The following is a 23,885-nucleotide window of genomic DNA, read 5'->3' as shown; positions in this document are numbered from 1 at the left end:
TTCGGGGCCGGCTCGGCGGGTCCGGGTCCGGGTCCGGGTCAGGGGCGGGTTCGGGTGAGGGCGGGAAGCAGGGCGGTTATGCGGCCGACGCCGCCGAGCGCGGCGGCGGCCAGGCGCAGGGCCGGGCCGCCGGGCAGGCCCGGGACGTGGTCGAGCAGGGGGGCCAGGGACAGCAGGCCCGGGAGGTTGTGCGGCTTCAGGTCGCGGCGGGCCAGGAGGGCGGGGACCGGGCGGCGGCCGGCGGAGGCGTCGAGGAGCAGGGCGGCGGCGCGGGCCTCGACGGCGGGCAGGTTCGGCCGGCCGGGCGGGAGCGGGAAGACCTCCCAGCCGGTGCCGGCCGCGCCGGGGGCGGCGAAGCCCCAGCCGCCGCCGGGGACGGCCAGGCCGGTGCGGGCCCGGACGCCGTGCCGGGCGGCGAGCGCGCCGGTGATGTCGGCCAGGGCCAGCACGCCGGCGTCCAGCAGCTCCGGCGGCGGCTCGCCCGCGCCGCAGGGGGCCAGGTCGAGCGCGTGTACGGCCAGCTCGTACGCGATGGCGCCGAGCTGGGTGAGCAGCGGGACCGGGCCGACCTGCGAACCGGTGCGGGCCAGCGCCAGGGACGGGTCCTCGGCGGTGGCGTCGAACGCGGCGACCAGTCGGGCCCGGCCGTCGTCGAGCGCGGCGAGCAGTTCCTCCCGATCGGCGTCGCGGTGGGTCAAAACCAGGCGCGCGTTGACCTCGTCCTGGTGCATCGGCGCCGCGTCCGGGGCCCGTCGGCCGCTCGCCTCGGCCAGCAGGCGGACCAGCAGCGGGGCGTCGGGCCAGGACGCGAGGTGAGTGATCACGGCGCGGCCGTCCCAGCCCGGCAGGCGCGACGGCGCGTCGAGGTCGACCCGGCCGGCCAGGTCTCGGAAGGCGTCCCAGGCGGCCAGGGCCCGCGTGCGCTGCACCTCGGCGGGCATGGAGGCGGTGCCCCACGGGCCGCTGACGATCTCGATCGAGGACATGCCCGCATACTGCCCGCTCCCTCGACACCCGAACGCCGGCCCCCCACCCGCTCGTGCGGGCCGCCGTGCGGCGTCCGGCCGGACAGGGCCTAGGCTCGCCGGCGCGAAGCGGACGTTGCCCGGGACGAGGAGATGCGCACGATGGCCGTGGAGATCGGTAGTGAGGCCCCCGACTTCGAGCTGCGGGACCAGCACGGCGAGAGCGTGCGGCTCGCGGACTTCCGGGGGGAAAGGCACGTGCTCCTCGTCTTCTATCCGTTCGCGTTCACCGGCGTGTGCACGGCCGAGCTGGGTGCGCTGCGCGACGAGCTGTCCGCCTTTCAGAACGACGAGGTGCAGGTGCTCGCGGTCTCCTGTGACGCGCCGTTCTCGCTGCGAGTGTTCGCCGAGGGGGAGGGCTACGCGTTTCCGCTGCTCTCGGACTTTTGGCCGCACGGCGCCGCGGCGCGGGCGTACGGGGTCTTCGCCGAGGACAAGGGGTGCGCGTTGCGGGCGAGCTTCGTGATCGACCGGGACGGTGTGATCCGCTGGAGCGTGGTCAACGCGATGCCCGACGCGCGGGACGGGACGGAGTACCACAGGGCGCTCGCGGCGCTGTGAGGCGAGGTTCGCCGGTCGGTTCGGGCGTAGCTCGGACCGGGGCGGGTACCCGTGCCGCGGCGAGATCTCCCGCCGGTCAGGAACTCATGACTAGGATCGGCGCGTTGTCACGTCGTAGGCGAAAACCCCGGGGCACCCGTTGCTCCATGAACTTTTTGGAGGACTCGTGGGCGTCAGCCTGAGCAAGGGCGGCAACGTCTCGCTCTCGAAGGAGGCTCCCGGCCTGACCGCCGTTCTCGTCGGCCTGGGTTGGGACGTGCGTACGACCACCGGCACGGACTTCGACCTCGACGCGAGCGCGATCCTGCTCAACGGAAGCGGCCAGGCGCCGTCGGACGGGCACTTCGTCTTCTTCAACAACCTGAAGAGCCCCGACGGCTCCGTCGAGCACACCGGCGACAACCTCACCGGTGAGGGCGAGGGCGACGACGAGACGATCAAGGTCAACCTCGCGGGTGTCCCCGCCGATGTCGAGCGGATCGTCTTCCCGGTCTCGATCTACGACGCCGAGACGCGGCAGCAGAGCTTCGGCCAGGTCCGCAACGCGTTCATTCGCATCGTGAACCAGGCCGACAACAAGGAACTCGCCCGGTACGACCTCACCGAGGACGCGTCGACCGAGACCGCGATGGTGTTCGGCGAGCTGTACCGCAACGGCGCGGAGTGGAAGTTCCGCGCGGTGGGCCAGGGCTACGCCTCGGGCCTGCGCGGCATCGCCAAGGACTTCGGAGTCAACGTCTGACCCGGCGCACAGTGATCGACGCCCGCCGACCGCACACCGCGGTCGGCGGGCGTTCGTCGTCCCGGACCGGTCGGGCCCGCGCCGAGGGCTGTCAAATGTGCCCCTGTACACGTCTCGAGCTGTGCAAAAAGGGGGTCCCGGCGGGTCGGGGGCGTGGCAAGGTTGAACGCGAATGTACGACGATCAGGAGGATTCGATGGGGGTCACCCTCGCCAAGGGCGGAAACGTCTCGCTGAGCAAGGCCGCACCCAATCTCACCAATGTGCTGGTGGGTCTGGGCTGGGACGCGCGTGCCACCACGGGCGCCTCGTTCGACCTGGACGCGAGTGCGCTGCTGTGCGGTGGCGCGGGCAAGGTGCTCGGCGACGACTATTTCGTCTTCTACAACAATCTGAAGAGCCCGAGGGGTCGATCGAGCACACCGGCGACAACCTCACCGGCGACGGCGACGGTGACGACGAGGTGATCCTGGTCGACCTGACGGCCGTTCCGGAGCAGGTGGAGAAGGTGGTTTTCCCGGTCTCCATCTATGACGCGGAGATGCGCGGGCAGACCTTCGGCCAGGTCCGCAACGCCTACATTCGGATCGTGAATCAGGCGGACAACAACGAGCTGGCTCGTTACGACCTGACCGAGGACGCGTCAAGCGAGACTGCCATGATCTTTGGAGAACTTTACCGTTACCAGGGGGAGTGGAAGTTCCGCGCGGTAGGGCAGGGGTACGCTTCGGGCCTGCGGGGGATCGCACTCGACTTCGGCGTCAGCGTGCAATGAGTATGCGCTGACGGTGTGTCAGGGTCGGTCACCCGGTGGGGCCGGCCCTGACGCCTTTTCCGAGGACTCTCGGGTGGGGGACGAGGGCCGGTCTTCCTGATGACCCGCCCGAGATTGCAATCCCAGGTAGATAAGGACCTCATCCGTGGTAATCCGTACGTTCGGCTGGTCGTTCGCTGTGACGGCGGTCGGTCTCGCCGTCGCCGCCTATTTCTGGGGAGCGACCGGATTCGGCATCGTGCTGATCCTGTCGATCCTCGAGATCTCGTTGTCTTTCGACAACGCTGTAGTAAATGCCACGATCCTCAAGAAGATGAATGCCTTCTGGCAGAAGATGTTCCTGACGGTCGGCATTCTCATCGCCGTCTTCGGCATGCGTCTCGTCTTCCCGCTGCTCATCGTGTGTCTGACCGCCGGCATGAGTCCGACGGACGTGGTGGACCTCGCGTTCCACGAGGACAAGATGATCGACGGGATGACCTACGCGAACCACCTGGACGAGGCGCACCCGGCGATCGCCGCCTTCGGCGGGCTGTTCCTGCTGATGATCTTCCTGGACTTCATGTTCGACGAGGAGCGCGAGCACCACTGGGTCGGCCCGCTGGAACGGTTCACCGGCAAGCTCGGCAAGCTCGACGTGCTGTCCACGCTGATCGCGCTGGTCGTCCTGGTGGTCGTGGCGCAGTCGATCGCGCCCGCGCACAAGGAGGGCACGGTCATGGTGGCGGGCGTGCTCGGCCTGATCGCCTACCTGGCCGTCGGCGGCCTCTCCGACTACTTCGAGTCGCACGGCACGCTCGGTGAGATCAACGCCGAAGAGGACGAGGACGACGAGGCCGAGGAGGGCGCCGAGGCCGCCCGGCCCGCGCGCAGCGGCCCGAACGACGCGCAACTGGCCGCCGGCAAGGCCGCGTTCTTCATGTTCCTCTACCTCGAGGTGCTCGACGCGTCGTTCTCCTTCGACGGTGTGGTCGGCGCGTTCGCCATCACCCAGGACCTGCTGATGATCACGCTGGGTCTGGGCATCGGCGCGATGTACATCCGTTCGCTCACCGTCTACCTGGTGCGCCAGGGCACGCTGGACGACTACGTGTACCTGGAGCACGGCGCGATGTACGCGATCGGCGCGCTCGCCGGCATCCTCCTGGCGTCGATCAAGTGGGAGATCCACGAGGTCATCACCGGCGTGGTCGGGGTCGGCTTCATCGGCGTCGCGCTGATCTCCTCGATCGTGCGGAACAAGCGGATCGGGCACGTCCCCGGGCAGAACGGCGAGGCCAAGACCAAGGCCGGCGTCGCCTAGCCGCCCGAGGCACCACCCCGCAGGCAACACCGGTACCGCGTCCGAGCATCCGTCGGGCGCGGTACCGGTTTTTTCCGGCCCGGTTATGTTGTGTACTGAAGCCGCCACCGCGCGTACGCGGGCACGGGGGCTCGGGGTTCTGGGGAGCAGGGGAGGGCTTGATGCCGCTTTTCGACTGGCGTCGGGGATTGATCGAACGCGAGCCGGACCACGGCGGGCACAAGGTAGCGCTGACCCGCTCGACCCCCGAGGTCTCGCTGACCCAGGCGGGCTCGGCGACCGGCACGCTGCGGGTCAACCTGCACTGGAACCCGCAGGTCGAGCAGGCGCCGCCGCGACAGCGCAGCGGCGGGCTGTTCCGGCCGCTTGCGGTGCAGTCGCCGCCGCTGCCGCAGAAGATCGACCTCGACCTGGGCTGCATGTGGGAGATGTCCGACGGCTCCAAGGGCGTGGTCCAGGCGCTCGGCAACCTCTACGGGCAGTTCAGCCAGCCGCCGTACGTGCGCCTGGACACCGACGACCGCTCCGGATCGGCGTCGGGCGAGACGCTGTTCATCAACATCGACCAGGCGCGCAATGTGCGCCGACTGCTCATCTTCGTCTACATCTACGAGGGCATTCCGGCGTTCGACCAGGTCAACGGCGTGGTCACGCTGTTCCCGAACGCGGGTCTGCCGATCGAGGTGCGGCTGGACGAGCACGCGCGCGAGGCGCACACCTGCGCGGTGGCGGTGGTGGAGAACCACGGCGACGACATCGTGGTCCGCCGCGAGGTCCGCTACGTGCACGGCTATCAGGCCGAGTTGGACCGCGAGTACGGGTGGGGTCTGCTGTGGGCGCGCGGCTACAAGTGAGCCGCGGGCACCGGTGACCCGGTGCGGCGGGTGACCCGGTCCGTCGGCGGAGCGGGTCACCCGTGCGCGAGGCGGATCAGCCCTGGAACTGCGGGCCCTGCGGCGGCGAGTCCAGGCGGCGCAACTGGGGCGGACCGCCGTGGCCCTGGGGCGGGGTGCCGTGGTGCGGCTGCGGGGGCATGCCCATGCCCTGCGGCGGGGTCATGCCCGGTGGGTATTGCCCGGGGGGCTGCGGGGCGCCGTGGGAGGGCGTGTACGGGCCCGGGGGCTGCGGGGCGCCGTGTGCGGGCGGGTACTGCCCCGGGGCCGGGAGCTGCGGGCCGCCCGGGGGCATGTGCATCACGCCCGGCGGGGTCTGGAAGGCGACGCCGTGCGAGGGGGTGCCGGGAGGCTGGGCGAAGCCCTGCGGCGGGGTGCCGCCCGGGCCGGGCGGCGGCGGTACGGGCGCGCCGGCGGAGGGCGTCTGCGGGTAGCCGGGGGGCGGGCCGCCGAACGTGTGCGGGGCCGGCGGCGGCGGGATCGTCGGGCCGTCGTGGCGCGGCGGGGGCGGCACCGAGGGGCCGCCGTACGGCGCGTTGCCCGAGACGGGAAGCACGCCCTGGGGCGGCGCCGGCTGCTGCCGCGCGGGCGGGGCGGGCGGGGCGCCCCGGTCGTACTGCGGCAGCACGGCGGTGGGGGCCGCGTCCTGGTAGGTCGGCTGCGGCGCCGGGGGGTTGCCGAAGACCGGCGCCGGCGGCGGGGCCGGCGCGGTGGGCGGCGACTGGTGCACCGGCGGCAGCGGTACGGGAGCCGGGGCGGGCGGGGCGCTCGCGGGGGCCGGTTCGTCGTCGACGCTGATCCCGTAGTCGGTGGCCAGACCGGCGAGACCGCTCGCGTAGCCCTGGCCGACCGCGCGGAACTTCCACTGGTCGCCGCGCCGGTAGATCTCGCCGAACACGAACGCGGTCTCGGTGGTCGCGCCGGTGATCGGGAAGTTGAGCAGCTCGCCGCCGCCGTCGACGTCGTACAGTCGAAGGACCAGACCGGGCACCGCGCCGATCGTGCCGCCGTCGGCGGACGCGGCCACGATCACGTGCCGGACATCCGGGGTGAGTGCGGCGACATCCACGCGGACGCCGTCGGTGCAGCGGTCGGGGGCGGTGTGCTTGCCCTCGTGCACGACCGTGCCGGAAGGGTGTCTGGGCTGGTTGTAGAAGACGAAATCGTGGTCGCCGCGCACCTTGTCGTCCGCGCCGAGCAGCAGGGCCGAGGCGTCCATGTCCGGGACACCGGCTCCCGGCCGCCATTCGAGGACCATGCGCACGGACCGGGCGGGGAGGGCCGTATTCGCTCCCTTGGACATCACCTGGGTCATGTCCCCATCCTGCCGTCCCGAAGGAGTCGGGCTCAACGTGGGTCGGGGCCGTGACGATTGTGTGAACACATGGTCCTATAACCGGATCGTACGTCTTCGATTTTGCTTTTCGGTTACCGTAGGCAGCACCTGCCGGCGGCTCACCGGCTCGGCGCGTAATGCGCCTTTCGCTACATCCGGGGCGGGTACGGGTTCCCTTCCCGACGCGCCTGTGCCATCACCACCGACGGTCGAGGGGGATCAGATCACGATGCGGCATTTCGGCTACCTGGACGATGCGGTCCGCGACCACCTGTTCCACCGCGAGCCGGAGACGTTCGACCGGGACAGCGATGCCGGCGTCCTCGCCTCGGCTCTCGGCGCGACCCTGTACAGCCCCGCGACGCGCGGGACGCTCGCGACGGACATCGCCAAGCAGGCCGCCCGCGGGGTGACCTCGATGGTGTTGTGCCTGGAGGACTCGATCGACGACCGCGAGGTGGTCGGCGCCGAGCAGAACCTGGTCGAGCAGTTGGCCGCGTTCGCCGGCTCCGGGGCCGAGGGGCCGCTGCTGTTCATCCGGGTCCGCCACCCCGAGCAGATCACCGACCTCGCGGAGCGGCTCGGCGACTCGCTCGACGTGCTGACCGGATTCGTGCTGCCCAAGTTCGAGCCGGACAGCGGCGCGCGCTACCTCAAGGCGCTGGACGAGGCGATCGCGATGAGTGGCCGCCGACTGTTCGCCATGCCCGTCCTGGAATCGCCGTCGATCGCCTACATCGAGCACCGCCGGGCCGTGCTCGCCGAACTCGCCGAGCTGATCGCCGTGCACCGCGAGCGCATCCTGGCGGTACGGATCGGGGCCACCGACTTCCAGTCCGCGTACGCGCTGCGCCGCTCGCGCGATCTGACCGCCTACGACGTGCACCTGGTGGCCCAGCTGATCGGCGACATCGTCAACGTCTTCGGGCGGGCCGACGGCACCGGACACGTGATCAGCGGGCCGGTGTGGGAGTACTTCCCGCAGGGCGAGCGGCTGTTCAAGCCACAGCTGCGGCGCACGCCGTTCGCCGAGGCCGAGGACCCGGAGGCGGTCGAGCTGCGCACCCGGCTGATCTCCGCCGACCTGGACGGGCTGATCCGCGAACTCGAACTGGACAAGGCCAACGGCCTGCTCGGCAAGACCGCGATCCACCCCAGCCACGTGGCGGTGATCCACGCGATGTCGGTGGTCACGCACGAGGAGTACTGCGACGCCGGCGACATCCTCGCGGAGAGCGCGGCCGGCGGCGGGGTGCTGCGCTCGGCGTACACCAACAAGATGAACGAGGTGAAGCCGCACCGCGCGTGGGCGCAGGCGGTCATGCGCCGAGCGCGCGCGTTCGGCGTGGCCCGCGAGGACGTCACGTTCGTGGACCTGCTCGCGGCGGGGGTCATGGAGTGAGCCGGCGGCCGGGGCGGGACGTCCCGGCGGGATCGGTCGATACGGGGCAACGAGGGAAGCGGGTTCGTGCGTGACGCAACATGGGATGGAGACCTGGTCGGGGGGACCGGGGGGACCGGGGGGACCGGGAGGACCGGGAGGACCGGGCGGGCCGGGCGGGGCGAAGGCCTCGGTCGGGTCGACGGGTACGGGCGGGTCGACGGATACGGCGACCTGGTCGGGGAGTTGGGTCGCCGAGCGGCTCGACGTGGCGCTCGTCGGGGACGGCCTCGACGCGCTGGTCGGGCTCGCGCTGCGGCGCAACCCGCGCCGGGCCCACCTGCTGGTGTCCACCGTGTTGGGCAAGCACGTTCCGCAACTGCCCGAGGTGGTGCACGACGCGGGTCGCGACCTGGGCGAGCGAGTGGCGCGCGTACTGGCCGGCGAGCCGACGCCGGTGGTGCTCGGCTACGCGGAGACCGCCACGGGCCTGGGGCACTGCGTGGCCGAAGCCCTGCCGGGGGCGGCCTACCTGCACTCCACCCGGCGTCCGGTGGCCGGCGTGGACCGGTTCGGCGCCTTCGAGGAGGAGCACTCGCACGCCACCTCGCACCTGATCCTGCCGCGTGATCGCGAACTGCTCGCCGGAAGCGGGCCGTTGGTCCTGGTGGACGACGAACTGTCCACCGGACGCACGGTGACCAACACGATCCGGGCACTGCACGCGGTCACGCCTCGGATGCACTACGTGATCGCCGCGCTGATCGACGTGCGCGGTCCCGCCGACCGGGCCGAGTTCGAGGTCTTCGCGGCCGAACTCGGCGCCCGGGTGGACGTGGTGGCGCTCGCGACCGGCACCGTCGACCTGCCCGAGGACGTACTGGCGCGCGGCACCGCGCTGGTCGCGGCGCACGAGGCCGGCGGGCCGGCGGACGGGCCGCCCGGCACGGTGCGCACCCTCGACCTGGACTGGCCCGCCGACCTGCCCGACGGCGGGCGGCACGGGTTCACCCAGGCCGACCAGGACACCCTGGAGCGGGTCCTGCCCGCCCTCGGCGCGGCGCTGGCCGGGCAGGTGGTGGGCCGGCGGATCCTGGTCCTCGGCTTCGAGGAACTGATGTACACCCCGCTGCGGTTGGCCCGCGCGCTGGCCGAGCGCGTGCCGGCCGGAGTCGAGGTGCGCTATTCGACCACGACCCGCTCGCCGGTGCTGGCCGTGGACGATCCGGGCTACGCGATCCGTACCCGATTGCAATTCCCCGCCCACGACGATCCGGCGGACGGGCCCGGCGAGCGCTACGCGTACAACGTCGCGGCCGGCGCCGACCCCGGGCGGCGCTTCGACGAGGTGCTGATCGTCGTCGACTCGGTCGCCGACACCCCCGAACTGCGCGCGCCCGGCGGGCTGTTGGACGCGCTGTCCCGGGTCACCGACCACGTCGCTCTGCTCGTCGTCCCCTCCTTCACCCCCGAGGTGCGCAGGTCATGAACCACCAGTCCGATCGGCCCGGTGCGGCCGGACCCGACACCGGGAAGCTGCCGGAGCCGCTGTACGGTCCCGCGTTCTCCTCCTACGCCGCCGACGAGGTCGCCTGGCTGCTCAAGGACCTGTCCGCGGTCGAGTTGGAAGCGCCGCTGGAGGAGCGCGAGGAGGCGATCCAGCACGCGGGCGCGCACTACGCCGAGTCGTTGCCCATCGAGTACCAGCCCTCGCCCGAGTACCAGGCGCTGTTCCACGCCGCGCTGGAGGCCTCGGCGGAGCGGATCGCGCACGCGGTCGGCGTGGTCACCGAGACCATCCTCGCCGAACGCGGCCGGGACGCGGTGCTGGTCTCGCTGGCCCGCGCCGGCACCCCGGTGGGCGTGCTGATGCGCCGCTGGGCCCGGCGCGCGCACGGCCTGACGCTGCCGCACTTCGCCGTGTCGATCGTGCGCGGACGCGGCATCGACACCACCGCGCTGCGTTGGCTGGGCCGCGAGTTCGACCCGTCGCGGATCGTCTTCGTGGACGGCTGGACCGGCAAGGGCGCGATCACCCGCGAGTTGTCCGACGCGCTGGATCTGACCGCGGCGACCACCGGCATGCGCTTCGACCCGGAGTTGGCCGTGCTGGCCGACCCGGGCTCGTGCGTGCGTACCTACGGCACCCGGGACGACTTCCTCATCCCGTCCGCGTGCCTGAACTCGACGGTGTCCGGGCTGGTCTCGCGCACCGTGCTGCGCGACGACCTGGTCGGTCCGGACGAGTTCCACGGCGCGAAGTTCTACGCCGAGTTGGCCGACGCGGACGTGTCCGGGCTGTTCCTGGACGCCGTCGCCGAACGCTTCGACGCGGTGGCCCAGGACGTGGCGCGCGACCAGCCCGCGCTCGCCGCGAGCGACCGCACGCCGACGTGGGCCGGATGGCGCGCGGTCGAGCGGATCGGCGCCGAGTACGGGATCGACAACATCAACCTGATCAAGCCCGGGGTCGGCGAGACCACGCGGGTGCTGCTGCGCCGGGTGCCGTGGCAGATCCTCGCCCGCGAGGGGGTCGGCGCGGAACTGGACCACGTGCGCATGCTCGCCGCCCAGCGCGGGGTGCCGGTGATCGACGTGGGCGACCTGCCTTACTCGTGCGTGGGTCTGGTCAAACCGGGCTTTCGCCGGGACGGGGGCGTGGCGTGAACGTGCTGGTGGCCAGTGACCTGGACCGGACCCTGATCTACTCGAAGGCCGCCGCGCGGCTGGGGCTGGGCCCCGAGGAGCCGACGCCCGAGCTGGTGTGCGTGGAGGAGTACGAGGGCGCGCCGATGTCCTTCGTGACCCGCCGGGCGAGCGAGCTGCTGGCCGAACTCGCCGAGCACAGCACGTTCGTGCCCACCACCACGCGCACCCGGGAGCAGTACGGGCGGATCGTACTGCCCGGCCGGGCACCGGAGTTCGCCATCTGCGCCAACGGCGGCCACCTGCTCGTGCACGGCGAGAGCGACCCGGACTGGCACGCGGGGGTGCGCAAGACGCTCGCCGCGAAGGCCGCGCCGCTGCCGGAGGTGATCGCCCACCTCGAAGTGGTCGCCCGGCCCGAGTGGACGCTCAAACTCCGGGTGGCCGAAGACCTGTTCGGCTATCTGGTGGTGGAACGGGCGGCGCTGCCGCCGGAGTTCGTGCCGGAGTTGACGGAGTGGGCGAACGCGCGCGGCTACGGTGTCTCGCTCCAAGGGCGCAAGCTCTACCTCGTCCCGGACGCGCTGACCAAGGGCGACGCGGTGCGCGAGGTGGCCCGACGGGCCTCGGCCGACGCGGTGTTCGCGGCCGGCGACTCGCTCCTGGACATCGAACTGCTGCGGGCCGCGGTCGCCGGGGTGCGGCCGGGGCACGGCGAACTGGCCGACAGCGGCTGGTCGGCGCCGCATGTGGAGGCGTTGACCGCGATGGGACTGTCCGCGGGGGAGCGGATCGCCGAGTGGCTGTTGGAGCGGAGTCGAGTCGGCGTCGGCCGGTGATCGGCGCGTAGGCGTCCGGCGTCGCGGTGTGTCGGCTCGCCGCCGTCGGGCCGCGGGCGGGCGCGCCTGTTCCGGATGATCGGGCCCGGGTCCGGTTCGGGCGCGGTTGAATGGTGCGCGACGAGGAGGAGGGGCCGTCGTGGGACCTGCCGAGTGTGTCGTGTGGTGGGCCGAGCCGGATCCCGACGCGGTCGCGCGGGCCTGGTTCGACGCGGCCGAGCGGGCCAGATACGAGCGGTATCGCCGCCCGGCCGACCGGGCCAGGTTCGCCACCGCCCGGGCGCTGGCCCGGCGGGTGCTGGCGGCCCGGCTCGACGTGGCCCCGGGCGAGGTGCGCTTCGATACGACCTGCCGGCTTTGCGGGTGCGACCGGGGCAAGCCGAGGGTGGTGCGTGGCCCGTCCCGGCTCGACTTCTCCATCTCGCACGCCGGGGAGCGGGTCGTGCTCGCGGTGGTCGAGGGCGCCGAGGTGGGCGTGGACGTGGAGCGGATCGCCACCGTCGCGGGCATCCTGTCGAGCGCCGAACTGGCCGCGCAGGGCCGGCTGCCGGCGCGCTCGCGGGCGGTCGACGCGATCACCCGGTGGACCCGCAAGGAGGCACTGCTCAAGGTGTACGGGCTCGGTCTGACCGTCGATCCGCGCCGGTTGACGGTGTCCGGCGCCGGCGAGCCGCCCCGATTGCTGGAGTGGCCGGATCCGCCGGAGGCGGCGCGTGCGGCGGGCGTGCCGGGCCGCCTTGCGGCGATCGACCCGGACGGCGGACATCCGCACCACGGGCAGGATGCGGTGCGGATGTACGACCTGGCGCCGGGCGTCGGCTACGCGGCGACGGTGGCGCTGCGCGGACCCGGGCCGGACACGGTGCGCGAGCGCTGGGTGGACGCGGTATCGCTGCCGGGCGGGGCGGCGCCGGACCGGTCAGACGCAGGCGCCGCGGACGGTCAGTAGTTCGGCCCGGGCGTGCAGCTGCCGGCCGCACTCCATGTCGAAGGTCAGTTCGAAGCCGTCGCGCGCGGCGCGCACCCGGGTCAGCGCGACCTCGGTGAAGCGGTCGAGCGCGCCGCACAACTCGTGCATGACCACCCCCGTCGAGGACAGGCCGAGCACCGTGCCGTCGCCGAGGGTGACCAGGTCGCAGCCGCGGTTGCCGGTCGCCGCCTGGGCGTCGGTCACCCGCAGCGGACCGCGCCCGAGCGAGTGCAGCCAGCTGACCGCCCGGCGATGCAGCACCGCGCGCTCCTCCTCGTAGGCGACGGCCATCATGCGGTGCATGTCGGTCATGTCGTCGGTGTGCAGGGGCAACACCGGGGCCGCCTGCGGAGCCCGGCGCAGCGCGCGCAGGCACGGCGGTACCAGGACGAGGAGAAAGACGAACAGGAGCATCAAGAGCACGGGCATGTGCGACTTCCCGGTGTCAGCATCGTGGTCGCCGGCGCGGCGCGCGGGACCCATCCCCGGCGCCTCGGCTCTCCGCCCCGAGCGCCCGGGGTCTCGCACCCGAGCGCCACGGGGTTTCGTCCCGTGAATCGGGACCAAGGTCCCGAAGTCGGCCGGTCCGTCGACTTTAAACCTTGATTTTCGAGAAAGCGGCCACCGGTGCCGATTTTTTACCCGACCGGTCGAACATGGCGACGAAAGCGCTACGTGGAGTTGCCGAATGTGCGTCGATTGCGGAAAATGACGGCTTTCGGGTGGCGGATGATCGCTGTGCGTAGTGTCCGGGTTTGGTGCCAGTGCGGGTCGAGGTCGGCTCGGTTCTCGCGTCGGTGCCGGTGGGGTTCGGCTCGGTCCTCGCGTCAGTGCCGGTGGGAGTCGGCTCGGTTCTCGTCGGTGCGGGCGAGTCGGCTCGGTCCTCGCGTCAGTGCGGGCCGGGGCCGGCTCGGTCCTCGCGGATCACCTGCACGGTGGCCGCGACCTCGGCGCGGATGTCCCGGGTCTCGCTGAGGAAGCGCCACCAGTCCGGGCGGGGCTGCTCCGGCTCTGCGGCGATCGCCTCCAGGCGGTACACGAGCGCGTCCAGCCGGCGGGCGTAGCGCTCCTCGGCGTTGGCCCGGCCGCCGAGGGCGAGCCGCTGGGCGTCGCGCAGCGCGAACCGGGTGCGCTCCAGCTCGGCCTCCGGGTCGCGGGCCACCTCCTCCAGCGCGTGCAGCCGGTCGTTGACCGAGGCCATCGCCTCGTCGGCGTCCTTGAGGGTGGCCCGGGCGGTGGCCAGCCGGCTGACCGCGTCGGCGTACTCGCCGCGTCCGGCCGCGGCGCCGGCCTCCTCCAGGCGGCTGCGGGCCACGCCCAGGGCCTGTCGGGTGCGCGCCGGCACCTGCTCCAGGTCGATCCAGCAGGACTGTACGTAGTCGCGGCGCAGTCGGTGCAGGGCCGGCTCCATCGTGCCCAGGCGGGATTCCAGCGCCTGAGCGCGGGTGCGCAGCGAGGACAGCCGGTTGGTGACCTCCTCGCGCTGCCTGGGCAGCCGCTCGGCCTCCGCGCGCAGCTCGGCGGCCGAGGTCTCGATCCGCTGGGCCACCTCGAGCGTGCCCGGGATGCCCAGCGCGGCCGGGCCCCGGTCCAGTTCGGTCAGGTCGGCGCGTACGGCGGCCAGTCGGGTGGTGAGCGCGGGCGAGCCGAGGCCGGCCCGCTCGGTCTCGGCGACCGCCCGTTCGGCCTCGGCGGCGGCGCGGCGGGCCCGGTCCACGGCGGGGGGCAGTCGGCCGAGGGCCTGTTCGGCGTCGGCGAGCAGCGGGCCCAGCGAGGTGCCGAAGCGGTCCAACTCCTGGCGCACGGCGTCGAGTCGACTCGCCACCTCGGCCAACTCCCGCCGAGCCGACTCGTATTCGTCAGTCTCCAACTCCACGTCGAGCGGATGACGGTCCATCAGCGCGATGTAGGCGGCGCTCACCTCGTCGATCCGCAGGCTCACCGCGGCGAAGCCGCGCAGCGCGTCCTCGGTGCCGCGCGCGCCGCGTACGGCTCGGACCGTCTCCAGCGAGAGCATCATGTCCCGCTGCGCGGTGTCCAACTGGAGGAACGCCTCGCCCGCCGCCTCGCGCGCGGCCAGTGCGGCCGAGCGGGCGGCTTCCTTGCGCCGGCGCCACGGACGGGTCTCGCCGCCGGCGAACGCGCCCGGGAGCAGAGCCAGGAGCAGCGGCGCGAGCGTGAGCGACAGGGGAAGGCCGCCCCCGAGGGACCGTCGTGCGGATCCGACCACCACGCCTGCTCCCGTCACCGTGTGAACTGTGCGCACTCCATCCTCCCCATCCTTCCAGGTGCTGTCCGATGGAGGTCCACCAACCGTCCCTTCGGCGCGTGTCCGGGGTCGGACGGGGCGCTTGGAGGGAGGTGAGGTGGGCCGTCGGGCCTGGTGGGCGGGTGGGCAGGTGGACGGGCGGGTGCGTGGGGATGTCGGGCGTGGCGGGCCCGGCGGCCGTTGTGGGCGACCGCCGGGCGGGGTGTGACGGGTGGTTCCGGAGGGTGCTCCGGTCAGAAGGTCACGTCGGAGCAGGAGTAGAACGCGTTGTCGGTGTCGTCGACGTCCCAGACGGCGAAGATCAGCGCGCGGCCGGTGCGGCCGGCCGGGAGGGTGCCGGTGTGCACCTGGTGTGCGGCGGGCTGGGCACCGTGGTACGGGACGGTCAGGAACGGGGTGCTCTCGATCTGGGCGCGGCTGATCGGGGTCGCGGGATTCCAGGTCGGCTTGGTGATGTAGTAGCGGAACGACGTGGTCGAGTGCCGGGCCTCGATCTCCCAGGTGAAGCTGAACGAGGCGCCGGAGGTGAGCGGGGTGGTCGGCCAGGCGCCGTTGCGCGGATTGTCGAGCGGGGCCCAGCGGCCGTCCGCGCCGGCGCACAGCTGCCCGTCGGGCGGTCCACCCGCGGGGTAACCCTTGGGGCCCTCGACGCTCTGCGGCTCCCACTGGATGTCGCCGCAGCGCTTGACCTTGCCCTCGCCGCACAACGCGGAGCGGCTGGCGGGGCTGGAGATGTACCCGTGGGCGGAGGCGGAGGACGCCGGCAGCAGGAACGGCAGGGCGAGCACCGAAGCGCTCAGCGTGGCCAGGATGGTGCTCTTGCGCATCGAACTTCTCCTCGTGAACGAAGTCGTGCCGGGACGGGCAGACTCGTTCGGACGCGGCCTCGAAACGGTCCGCGCGCGTGCGCACGTGCGCCGGAGCGCGGATGTCACGAGTCGATGGGACGTCGACATCCGCATCCGAACGTGGAACCACACGATCCGGGTGCGGATCGTGTCGGGTGCGACCTGCGCGAGTCGCGTGCCTTCGTTACCGGGGGCGCTCCTTCACGTTAGAAGAGGGAATTCCGGTCGGCAATGGTCTGGACCACCTGTGGCACAAATTGGCTAACCCGGATCGGGGCGGGCGGGGGCTGCTCGGCGGCGTGGTTGGGCGGCGGGGCCGGTGGCGGGTTCAGGCGGTCGGGGTGGGGATCGGGACGGCCGGGCCGGATACGCGGATGCGGGGGTCGTGTTCGTCGAGGTCGACGGTGAGTACGCCGGGGCGGCCGAGGTCGTCGCCCTGGTGCAGGGTCAGGGTGGCTCGCGCGGGGACCAGGGACAGGGCGCGCAGGTAGTGGCCGAGGGCGGCCGCGGCGGCGCCGGTGGCCGGGTCCTCGATCACGCCGCCGACGGGGAACGGGTCGCGGACGTGGAAGGTGTCCGCCGAGGTGCGTCGGACCAGTTGCAGCGTGGTCAGGTCGCGGGCTCGCATGAAGGCGGCGAGGCCGTCGAAGTCGTAATCCAGATCGGCCAGGCGGGACCGGGTCGCGGCGGCCAGGATCAGGTGGTGGGCACCGGCGTAGGCGTAGCCGGGCGGCAGTTCGGGGTCGAGGTCGTCGGCGCTCCAGCCGAGCAGGGCCAGCGCTTCGGCGACGTCGGCGGCCGGGGCGGGGGTGTGGTGCGGCTCGACGCTGGTGAGCGTGGCGCGGAGCCGGCCGTCGGGGCCGGGGGCTACGTCGACCGGGACGAGGCCCGCCGGGGTGGTGAAGGCGAGCGGGCCGGGGCCGATGCGCTCGGCGAGGGCGATCGCGGCGGCGATGGTGGCGTGGCCGCAGAAGGAGACCTCGGCGAGGGGGCTGAAGTAGCGGACGGTGTAGGTGCGGGGGGTGGTGGGTTCGACTGCGGCTTCGGCTGGGGATTCGGCTGCGGTTCCGGTTCCGCTTTTGATTCCGGCTTCGGGTCCGGGTCCGGGTCCGGCTTCGGTTTCGGTTCGGGTGAGGAAGGCTGTTTCGGAGTAGCCGAGTTCGGCGGCGATCGTGAGCATGTCCCGGTCGGTCAGAGCGCCGGCGTCCAGGACCACGCCGGCAGGGTTGCCGCCGTTCGGGTCGGTGGAGAAGGCGGTGTAGCGAAGCGGGGCGTCGGTGGGGGCCGGGTCCGGGGCCGATGTCTTCATGTCGCAGGGCAACGTTGTCGGGCGGCGGGACGATTCCCGGGACCGCCGGCGGGCCGTGGGGTCAGGCGTGGGCGGCGAGTTGCCAGAACGCGCGCATCAGGGCGGGAGGGGTGGGATCCGCGAGTTGTACCTGGGTGAAGAGGATGGCGGTGCTGCCGGTCGTCGGGACGATGTGGGCCGTGGTGCCGGTGCCGCCGATCCATCCGTAGCGGCCGGGGACGTTCCACGCGTTGGCGGCCTCGATGTCGACGGAGCCGCCGAAGCCCCATCCCTGGCCCTCCAGGAACAGGTCGGTGGCCCTGCGCTGCGCCGGGGTCAGGTGGTTGGTGGTCATCCGGCGGATCGACTCCGGCGAGAGCAGACGCCGCCCGGCGACGGTGCCCTCGGCGAGGAGCAGGCGGGTGAAGGCGTGGTAGTCGTCCACGGTGGAGACCAGGCCGCCGCCACCGGACGGGAAGGCGGGCGGGGTGCTCCACTGGCCGGTGGGGGCGTCGACGATACGGAGGCTGCCGTCCGGGTCGGTGAGGTGGCAGGTGGTGAACCGCCCCAGGTCGGCGGGCGGTACCGCGAAGCCGGTGTCGACCATGCCGAGAGGCTCGAACAGTCGTTCGGCGAGGAATTCGGGCAGCGGACGACCGGCCGCCCGGGCGATCAGTACGCCGAGGATGTCCGAACAGGTGTTGTAGAGCCAGCCCTCGCCCGGCTGGTGGAGTAGCGGGATCTCGGACAGCCGCGCCATCCACTCGTCGGGCGCGGGGACCTGTTGCGGCTGCGGCGGACCCTGGCCCAGCCTTTCCATCAGCGGGACGAGCGCGGGCAGCGAGAAGTCGCTCGGGAAGCCGTAGCCGGCCCGGAACGTGAGCAGGTCGAGCACGGTGATCGGGCGATCGGCGGGGACCACGTCGTCGATCGCGGCGGAGGGCGTGCGGACCACGCTTCGGTCGGCCAGTTCCGGGAGGAGGTCGTCGACCGGGTCGTCCGGGGTGATTCGGCCGTCCTCGATCAGCATCATCGCCGCGGCGGCGACGACGGGCTTGGTGAGTGACGCGATGCGGAAGATCGAGTCCCGGGCCATCGGGGCGGTGCCGGCGGCGTCGAGGGAGCCGGCGGCCCGTACCTCGACGCGGTCGCCGCGGGCGAGCAGGGCCACGGCGCCCGGGGGTGTTCCCTCGGCGATGTGGGTTTCGAGCAGTGTGCGCAGGTCGTCTGGGGTGCTCGGGTTCATCGGGTCGGCTCCTCGGGGCGGCGTGCGGGTCGGCTGCGCGTGCGCGGCGGCCTTCGTACCGCCGAGAGGGAGACTCCGCGGGTGGTGCGGAATCATCGCTTCGACACGGGCGAATCGCGGGCCGATGGCCGGCGGGTCGTGGGACACGTGGGGGGTTCGGTACGGACGGTGTGTCGCGGATGACGTGGGGTGCGGTCCAATACCGTGGCTTCGGAATGCAACTGCCTTGGCGTGGAACGTACTTCATGATCCGGGCGAATTTCCGTGACGCGCCGGGGGGTCCACTGCGTCCTATCTAGTGGGTGAGCGGGCGGCCTGCGGCGCGATCCGGCGGGCTGCCGGGCGCACTCCGTGGTCGCGCCCGTATCCGGTACGGAAGAGTACGGAACGGTACGTAACGGCCGCCCGGTCCGAGTGGGGAGCGGGCGACCTGCCGACACCGCCTCGGGGCGGGGCACGACACGTGGTGGAACGGATGTCTAGGAGACAGCAGGCCGATGGGATCCCCGGGTTCTGAGGAGCAGCAGTTGGCCGCCGCGATGCGCGGGGCGGCGGCCGAATTGATCCCGCCCGCGGGATTGGTCGCGGGCGGGATCACCCGGGGGCGACGGATGCGCCGGGCGCGCCGGATGCGGATCGGTGCGTCGGCGGTGGCGGTGGTGGCGCTGGGCGGGGCCGCCGCGGTGGTGCTCCCGGGGATGGACGACGGCCGGTCGGCGACACGGGCGACGTCGGGACCGGCGGGCGCGCCCGCGCCGAGTACCAGCCCTCCCCCCGACCCGGCGGCCGTTCCGCCGGCGGGCCGAGAGGTGGTCTCCCCGCAGGAGATCGCGCGGATCCTTCGGCAGATGCCGTTGGGCGACAGCATGCGGGACCTGACCGGAGCCGGGATCGTGTCGAAGACGGGGGACCCGACTTCGGTGGGTGCGTTCGTGGTGACGCTCGTGGCGAGTCCCAAGGGAGCGGCGACGCTCACGGTGACGGTGCAGGCGAGCGGTCGGGATCCCGCGGGTGACGACTGCGCGGCGGTCCGGAAGATGTACCGCGTCTGTGATGCCTTTGTGGGACCCGACGGCACGCACGGCTATCTCGCGCAGACGCGGGCCGAGGGGCAGACGCCGGACCCCGGCGGCAAGGAACCCTCGGAATGGGCCGCGCAGGTGATCCGCCGCGACGGCGTGCGGGTTTCGGCGACGGCGACGTCGAGGATCGACGCCGGGATCCTGGGATTTCCGGGGTATGAGATCGTGCCGACCAAGCAGCTCCGGGACATCGTGATGTCGCCGAGTTGGTCGCTCTGGGTCGATCCGGAGGTCAATCGGGCCGCGCGGGCGAAGATGCTCGACTTCCGGGAGCAGGTCCCGATCGGCCCCCCTCAGACACCGCCGAACCGGGCTTTCCCAGGCAGCACCGGCCTCCCACAAGTGCCGACGGGCGAGCCCTCACAGTCACCGGCCGCAGGCGGGGGCACGGCGCGGTAGGCACCCGATGCCGTTCACCCCAGCCGACCGCAGAAAAGCACATCGGCGACACCGAACAAGCCCACCACAGGCCCCCCGCAACGCCGCCACACACAACCAACCGCACGTGCACAGCGGCCGCCAAACGGGCACCCCGACCCGCAGCAAGACACAGCGCCACCACCCCGACCAGCACCAACACAACAGGCCCCGCACCTCCCCGCCCCGCCGACCCCCGCCGGCACCCCCAACTCCCGGTACCCCCAACTCCCGCCACCCCACGACGTGACCACCCCCACCCCAACGCGGCACGACGCACCCCCACGGATTCGGTAGGCTGTCCTCTCACATCCGGGCGCATAGCTCAGTTGGTTAGAGCACTGCTCTTACAAAGCAGGGGTCGACAGTTCGAGTCTGTCTGTGCCCACCCGAAATCAGGCCCAGGTCAGCCCGCTGACCTGGGCTTTTTCACGCCCTGGGTCGATGTCCACGCCGGGCGGAGGGCCGCGTGGGGTGGCGTGCGTGCGCGATATCCCAATGCGGACCTTGTGGGCGGCTCAGCCTGGTTATGAGCGCCGCCCAGGGTGCTCCGGCGACGACGGCGTATGCCTACGATGTCGCCGACGAACTCATCCATGCGGTTGGCCCCGAGGAAACACGACGTATGGGTACGACGCTGACGGAAACCAGACCGGCGTCGTAGCATCGGTCGGTCTCGTACCGAGCCCGCGGCGCCGAGTCAGGGAACGTTTCGGTGCACCTGGTGCCACACGGTCGGGGGAACGGACCCCGCACACCGGCGGAAGTCGGAGAAAGCGACGTAGCGGTGTTCGCGGGCATCCACGTAACTCTGGCGGCCCTGACGATCGTCGACGCTGCCCGGTGGAAGCGGGATCAACCCCGAGGCTGCGGGATGGTACCTACTGGTGATCTTGGCGACCAACGCGACATCGCCCTGTACGGATAACACCAGGCACGGCCGATCCTTGGCGCCCGCGACCTCGGCGAAGGGCACCAGTGCCCACCAGACTTCGCCCGGCCACGGCAGTTCGGGAGCCCACTCCCGGGGGCGAGGCGACGGGATCGGCGTCCGTCCCCAAGGACCGGCCGAACGGCCCGGCGCTCCGCTCCAGGGGCGGGTCGGAGGTCCGGATATGCGCCACCAAAGGCGCGACCGGCCCGTTTCACCCCGCAGCCACCGTCGGATCTCGCGAAAGGTGAACTTGACCATCAAGATCATCGCTGCCGCGTACAAGAACATGCCCACAACGGTCATCACCCGGGCACCTCCCCACCAGGCCGAGCCCGACCGTATCGCGACCAGGACCCGCCCGGGATCCCCCGGACAAGGCGCGATGTCCGACCGGGCGGGCCGGCTGCTCGACGCCCGCACGGTTCGCACCGAAGCCGAACCGAACAAAGCGGGGGTCGACAGTCCGAGTCTGTCCGCACGCGGTCAGATACACAGCTCAGGACCACCAAGAGGCGGCCAGCCAGTGGGGAAACTTGCAGATCGGCCGCCTCTCGGGTCATGCCGAGTTGTCTCGGGCGGGGTCGGTGGCGGCTCGGTGCTTTGGTGCTGCGGGTGTCGGTGCCGGCTCGGTGGGTAGTGGCTCGCGGTGGTCGGCGTGCAGGCCGGCGAGGGAGATGTGCAGCAGTCTGTTCCACATGTGGGGGCGGCAGTCGTCGGTGACCTGTACGGCGTGGCCCAGGGAGACCAGCAGGAGCAGAAGGTCGTCGGTGGTCACGCCGGGGCGCAGCACGTCGGTGGCGCGGGCGCGTAGTTCCTCGATGACCAGGCGAAGCTGCCGGATGCCGTCGAGGTCGGGGACCGACCAGGTCAGGGCGAAGTTTTCCATGATGGCGCTGTGGCGTGCGTAGCCGGTGAGGGCCTGTCGGTAGAAGTCGGTCAGGGCGGCCCAGGGGTCTCGGGCCTCGATGGCCGTTTGGCGTGCGGAGTCCGCCCATCGGGAGAATTCCCGGTGCAGGACGGTGCGGATGAGGTCTTCCTTCTTGGGGAAGTGCCGGTAGAGGGTGCCCATGCCCACTCCGCTGCGGGCGGCGATCTCGCGCACGTCCACCGCGGTGCCGCGGGTGGCCAGGACTTCCGAGGCGGCCTCGATGATCGCTTCGCGATTGCGGGTCGCGTCCGCGCGCGCCGCGCGGCGTTTTGTGGTGCCTTTCGGTTCTTTTGGGTCTTCCGGTTCTTCTGGTTCGGCCACTGGCATGGGGATGAGTCTATGGCTTATCCGGAGCAGGTGCTCCGCGCGTGCTACTTTGAGGAGCACGTGCTCCGGATAGCGAGAGGGAAGCCATGTCCGACCCGTCCACGACCGGCGCGAACGATGTCACCGTGCCGGACGGCACCACTTGGAACGAACGGATCATCGCCGAGTTCCGGGCGAACGCCGGGTGTGTGTCCTGGAGCAGCGAGGCGGAGTTCGCGGCAGGCCGTCCCGTCCCGCCCCGGATACCCGGCTTCGACGAACGGGGAATGTCGCTCATCCTGGTGCACAACATCGGGGCCAGGAGCGGCCGCAAGCGGATCAACCCGTTGTTCTTCCAGCCGGTCGACAACGGCTGGGCCGTCTTCGGAACCCACGGTGGCAGTCCGCGTGATCCGGCATGGGTCCGCAATCTCATGGCGAACCCGCGCGTCACCGTCGAGGTGGGCACCCGGACCGTGCCGGTCACGGCCCGGCTCGCGCACGGAGAAGAGCGCGAGCGACTGTGGGCGCAAGAGGTGGCGCTCGTCCCGAAGTTCGCCGAGTTCGAGGCAATTGCGGGCAGGCAGATCCCCGTTGTCGTGCTGGAGCGCGTAGACGGATAGGGCCTACGCCCGGTTGCCCCGCAGGGGGCCGGTATCCCGGATGCATCGCCCAAGCGGAAGCGGTGGGCCACGGCCGGGGAACACCGTTCGACCGGGACTGGGGTGAGTGGGGCGGGTTCGCTCATCCTGGATCCGTCTGCGATCCGCCTTCGACTGTGCGTGGGGCGGGCTGCGTGCGTGGTGGAGTTCGATCCGTATGGGCGGCCGTTGAGGATGGCCTTGGTGCGAGGCGGATTTTGTGCTCCTGGGACTGGGAAAAATCTGTTGTGGCGGGAGTAGACATTGGGTTCTGGTGTGGGTATGGTTTCTCTTGTAGCCCAGAGAGACAGAAGGCCCTGGCAGACATGAACTGCCGGGCGAAGTACGCGAAGTTGCAGTGTGCAGGACGGTGCGCTGGTGGGGTTCCGAAGCCAGTTGTCGAAAGGCGGCGACGGGACCGACGGTCGCACCGGGTGGCCTGGGTGATAGTGGCCACCGTGAGCAGTACCCGCAGTGCAGTAGGTGAGCAGTACCTCGGTGAAGGCGTCGACTGCGGGCGCACGCACCGGGAGGTTCGGCAGTGGGGTTCCACGCCAAGTGGTGGCAGGACGGGCGATCGGGGCCGGCTGTCGAAGGGTGGTGCTGTCACAGGCCACCGAGCGGTATGTATCACCGGCAGTGCGCAACACGAGGAACACCAGTAGTACCGCAGTACCGGCAGTACGCAGTGCATCGTCACCGAGGGAAGAACGAAGGAGTGGAAGCGCCATCGGGATCGCCCGGGCGGAAGTCTTGAGCCCGGGTACCGCAGGACATCGATAGTGAGGTGGTCTCCGGTCGAGCAACCGCGATCCCCGCGCCCCCGACGGCAGTTTCGGTCGGGCCCGCGGAAACGGTAAGCCGGTGCAGTAACAGGCCGGCAGGTGGTGTAGCAGTTCCTTCGGGGCCCTGGATGCCGTAAGGCACCAGGGCCCCTCAACTTTTTGCGGAGAACGAGGGGCGCGATGACGGCGCCCACGCATGCCGCCCGGGCCGCACCGCGTTCCGGGCGAACTTCGTTATCCGACGACGCTGGAAAATCTACCGTGGCCGCAGTAGACATGGAGCGAGACTGTGGGTATGTTTCCTGGTGTAGCCAAGCGAATCAGTGAGGCGCGACAGAGACGAACTGGCGCGCGTTGTTGAGGGTTCGACAGCAGAGTCCCGGGGCCATGTGTTGTTCGGCGAGGGTTCCGGAGGCTGGTTGTCGGGCCGAGGAGAAACCGAGGGCGGCCCACGGGGCCGCGTGCAGGACGAGCAGTTCCCGGCAGTTCGGTTGTACCCGCAGTGGCAGTACACGTTGTACGACGAAGGTAGGAGAGGAAGGAGCGAACACCATCCGGATCGCCCGCTCGGCGCGGTGAGGTTGTTCGGCCGAGTGGGATCCGTAGAGACGCCGGTACGAAAGGTGGTCCGCGGTCACGCAATTGCGATCCCCGCGCCCCCACCTGTTGGG

At 71.5% G+C, this 23,885-nt stretch carries 18 protein-coding genes, 1 tRNA gene and 2 pseudogenes; 12 read left to right on the top strand and 9 right to left on the bottom strand.

Going from position 1 to position 23,885, the window contains the following annotated elements; translation table 11 throughout:
• Positions 1-38: 38 nt before the first annotated feature.
• Entirely contained in the window at positions 39-986 is a 948-nt protein-coding gene (locus B4N89_RS08000) for a maleylpyruvate isomerase N-terminal domain-containing protein (protein WP_201260809.1), read from the bottom strand.
• A gap of 141 nt (positions 987-1,127) precedes the next feature.
• Here B4N89_RS08000 and B4N89_RS07995 point away from each other — a divergent pair, with 141 nt between their 5' ends.
• The 5 genes and pseudogenes from B4N89_RS07995 (at position 1,128) to B4N89_RS07975 (ending at position 5,259) form a co-directional block, all read left to right on the top strand.
• The gene (locus B4N89_RS07995; protein WP_078979192.1) at positions 1,128-1,586 is read left to right on the top strand and encodes a peroxiredoxin; all 459 of its coding nucleotides are present in this window, start codon (positions 1,128-1,130) and stop codon (positions 1,584-1,586) included.
• A gap of 166 nt (positions 1,587-1,752) precedes the next feature.
• Positions 1,753-2,328, top strand: coding sequence for a TerD family protein (locus tag B4N89_RS07990; protein ID WP_078975207.1), 576 nt, complete (start codon positions 1,753-1,755; stop codon positions 2,326-2,328).
• A 196-nt stretch (positions 2,329-2,524) separates the two neighbouring features.
• A pseudogene (locus B4N89_RS07985) lies at positions 2,525-3,102 on the top strand (TerD family protein).
• Positions 3,103-3,247: 145 nt separating this feature from the next.
• Positions 3,248-4,405 carry a DUF475 domain-containing protein gene (locus B4N89_RS07980; RefSeq protein ID WP_078975206.1) on the top strand — a complete coding sequence of 386 codons (1,158 nt, stop codon included), beginning with the start codon at positions 3,248-3,250 and terminating at the stop codon, positions 4,403-4,405.
• Positions 4,406-4,566: 161 nt separating this feature from the next.
• Entirely contained in the window at positions 4,567-5,259 is a 693-nt protein-coding gene (locus B4N89_RS07975; RefSeq protein ID WP_078975205.1) for a Tellurium resistance, read from the top strand.
• A 76-nt stretch (positions 5,260-5,335) separates the two neighbouring features.
• Here the strand turns inward: B4N89_RS07975 and B4N89_RS07970 are convergent, their stop codons facing one another.
• A complete protein-coding gene (locus B4N89_RS07970; RefSeq protein WP_078975204.1) occupies positions 5,336-6,613 on the bottom strand; it encodes a TerD family protein in 1,278 nt (425 codons plus the stop codon).
• Positions 6,614-6,863: 250 nt separating this feature from the next.
• Between B4N89_RS07970 and B4N89_RS07965 the strand changes: the two genes are divergently transcribed.
• The 4 genes and pseudogenes from B4N89_RS07965 to B4N89_RS07950 all read left to right on the top strand — a co-directional run bounded on the left by B4N89_RS07965 (position 6,864) and on the right by B4N89_RS07950 (position 12,449).
• Positions 6,864-8,036, top strand: coding sequence for an HpcH/HpaI aldolase/citrate lyase family protein (locus B4N89_RS07965; RefSeq protein WP_078975203.1), 1,173 nt, complete (start codon positions 6,864-6,866; stop codon positions 8,034-8,036).
• Positions 8,037-8,283: 247 nt separating this feature from the next.
• Positions 8,284-10,682: pseudogene (locus B4N89_RS07960) on the top strand (phosphoribosyltransferase).
• Entirely contained in the window at positions 10,679-11,500 is an 822-nt protein-coding gene (locus B4N89_RS07955) for an HAD family hydrolase (RefSeq protein ID WP_078975202.1), read from the top strand. The pseudogene B4N89_RS07960 and the gene B4N89_RS07955 overlap by 4 nt, the downstream one beginning before the upstream one ends.
• Before the next feature lie 139 nt (positions 11,501-11,639).
• A complete protein-coding gene (locus B4N89_RS07950; RefSeq protein WP_161500668.1) occupies positions 11,640-12,449 on the top strand; it encodes a 4'-phosphopantetheinyl transferase family protein in 810 nt (269 codons plus the stop codon).
• Here B4N89_RS07950 and B4N89_RS07945 read toward each other — a convergent pair.
• The 5 genes from B4N89_RS07945 to B4N89_RS07925 all read right to left on the bottom strand — a co-directional run bounded on the left by B4N89_RS07945 (position 12,420) and on the right by B4N89_RS07925 (position 18,121).
• On the bottom strand, positions 12,420-12,899 hold the full coding sequence (locus B4N89_RS07945; RefSeq protein WP_143657896.1) for a hypothetical protein: 480 nt from the start codon (positions 12,897-12,899) through the stop codon (positions 12,420-12,422). The genes B4N89_RS07950 and B4N89_RS07945 overlap by 30 nt on opposite strands.
• 460 nt (positions 12,900-13,359) lie before the next feature.
• Positions 13,360-14,718, bottom strand: a complete 1,359-nt coding sequence (locus B4N89_RS07940; RefSeq protein ID WP_235618519.1) for a hypothetical protein — start codon at positions 14,716-14,718, stop codon at positions 13,360-13,362.
• Between the two features lie 254 nt (positions 14,719-14,972).
• Positions 14,973-15,566, bottom strand: a complete 594-nt coding sequence (locus B4N89_RS07935) for a lytic polysaccharide monooxygenase auxiliary activity family 9 protein (RefSeq protein WP_078975199.1) — start codon at positions 15,564-15,566, stop codon at positions 14,973-14,975.
• A gap of 349 nt (positions 15,567-15,915) precedes the next feature.
• Positions 15,916-16,896, bottom strand: a complete 981-nt coding sequence (locus B4N89_RS07930; protein WP_078975198.1) for a PhzF family phenazine biosynthesis protein — start codon at positions 16,894-16,896, stop codon at positions 15,916-15,918.
• A gap of 61 nt (positions 16,897-16,957) precedes the next feature.
• The gene (locus B4N89_RS07925) at positions 16,958-18,121 is read right to left on the bottom strand and encodes a serine hydrolase domain-containing protein (protein ID WP_078979190.1); all 1,164 of its coding nucleotides are present in this window, start codon (positions 18,119-18,121) and stop codon (positions 16,958-16,960) included.
• Between the two features lie 497 nt (positions 18,122-18,618).
• Between B4N89_RS07925 and B4N89_RS07920 the strand changes: the two genes are divergently transcribed.
• Both B4N89_RS07920 and B4N89_RS07915 read left to right on the top strand, forming a co-directional pair.
• Positions 18,619-19,602, top strand: coding sequence for a hypothetical protein (locus B4N89_RS07920; RefSeq protein WP_143657895.1), 984 nt, complete (start codon positions 18,619-18,621; stop codon positions 19,600-19,602).
• A gap of 332 nt (positions 19,603-19,934) precedes the next feature.
• Positions 19,935-20,008 (top strand) — tRNA-Val (locus B4N89_RS07915).
• A gap of 312 nt (positions 20,009-20,320) precedes the next feature.
• On the opposite strand, the gene B4N89_RS07910 is transcribed toward B4N89_RS07915, so the two are convergent.
• The gene (locus B4N89_RS07910) at positions 20,321-20,812 is read right to left on the bottom strand and encodes a type II toxin-antitoxin system PemK/MazF family toxin (RefSeq protein ID WP_078979189.1); all 492 of its coding nucleotides are present in this window, start codon (positions 20,810-20,812) and stop codon (positions 20,321-20,323) included.
• 298 nt (positions 20,813-21,110) lie between these two features.
• On the bottom strand, positions 21,111-21,809 hold the full coding sequence (locus B4N89_RS07905) for a TetR/AcrR family transcriptional regulator (protein ID WP_078975196.1): 699 nt from the start codon (positions 21,807-21,809) through the stop codon (positions 21,111-21,113).
• Positions 21,810-21,895: 86 nt separating this feature from the next.
• Here B4N89_RS07905 and B4N89_RS07900 point away from each other — a divergent pair, with 86 nt between their 5' ends.
• Positions 21,896-22,411, top strand: a complete 516-nt coding sequence (locus B4N89_RS07900; RefSeq protein ID WP_078975195.1) for a nitroreductase/quinone reductase family protein — start codon at positions 21,896-21,898, stop codon at positions 22,409-22,411.
• Positions 22,412-23,885 lie beyond the last annotated feature (1,474 nt).

This window comes from Embleya scabrispora, from assembly GCF_002024165.1.
Lineage (GTDB): Bacteria > Actinomycetota > Actinomycetes > Streptomycetales > Streptomycetaceae > Embleya > Embleya scabrispora_A.
Note: the sequence above shows the minus strand (reverse complement) of the source record. Positions and strands in the feature narration are given on the sequence as shown.

Excerpts from the sequence above, each read along its gene's own strand:
- B4N89_RS07925 (WP_078979190.1), bottom strand. The coding sequence starts at position 18,121 with ATGAACCCGAGCACCCCAGACGACCTGCGCACACTGCTCGAAACCCAC.
- B4N89_RS08000 (WP_201260809.1), bottom strand. The coding sequence starts at position 986 with ATGTCCTCGATCGAGATCGTCAGCGGCCCGTGGGGCACCGCCTCCATG.
- B4N89_RS07945 (WP_143657896.1), bottom strand. The coding sequence starts at position 12,899 with ATGCCCGTGCTCTTGATGCTCCTGTTCGTCTTTCTCCTCGTCCTGGTA.
- B4N89_RS07930 (WP_078975198.1), bottom strand. The coding sequence starts at position 16,896 with ATGAAGACATCGGCCCCGGACCCGGCCCCCACCGACGCCCCGCTTCGC.
- B4N89_RS07975 (WP_078975205.1), top strand. The coding sequence starts at position 4,567 with ATGCCGCTTTTCGACTGGCGTCGGGGATTGATCGAACGCGAGCCGGAC.
- B4N89_RS07920 (WP_143657895.1), top strand. The coding sequence starts at position 18,619 with ATGGGATCCCCGGGTTCTGAGGAGCAGCAGTTGGCCGCCGCGATGCGC.
- B4N89_RS07970 (WP_078975204.1), bottom strand. The coding sequence starts at position 6,613 with ATGACCCAGGTGATGTCCAAGGGAGCGAATACGGCCCTCCCCGCCCGG.
- B4N89_RS07935 (WP_078975199.1), bottom strand. The coding sequence starts at position 15,566 with ATGCGCAAGAGCACCATCCTGGCCACGCTGAGCGCTTCGGTGCTCGCC.
- B4N89_RS07905 (WP_078975196.1), bottom strand. The coding sequence starts at position 21,809 with ATGCCAGTGGCCGAACCAGAAGAACCGGAAGACCCAAAAGAACCGAAA.
- B4N89_RS07995 (WP_078979192.1), top strand. The coding sequence starts at position 1,128 with ATGGCCGTGGAGATCGGTAGTGAGGCCCCCGACTTCGAGCTGCGGGAC.
- B4N89_RS07965 (WP_078975203.1), top strand. The coding sequence starts at position 6,864 with ATGCGGCATTTCGGCTACCTGGACGATGCGGTCCGCGACCACCTGTTC.
- B4N89_RS07900 (WP_078975195.1), top strand. The coding sequence starts at position 21,896 with ATGTCCGACCCGTCCACGACCGGCGCGAACGATGTCACCGTGCCGGAC.
- B4N89_RS07910 (WP_078979189.1), bottom strand. The coding sequence starts at position 20,812 with ATGGTCAAGTTCACCTTTCGCGAGATCCGACGGTGGCTGCGGGGTGAA.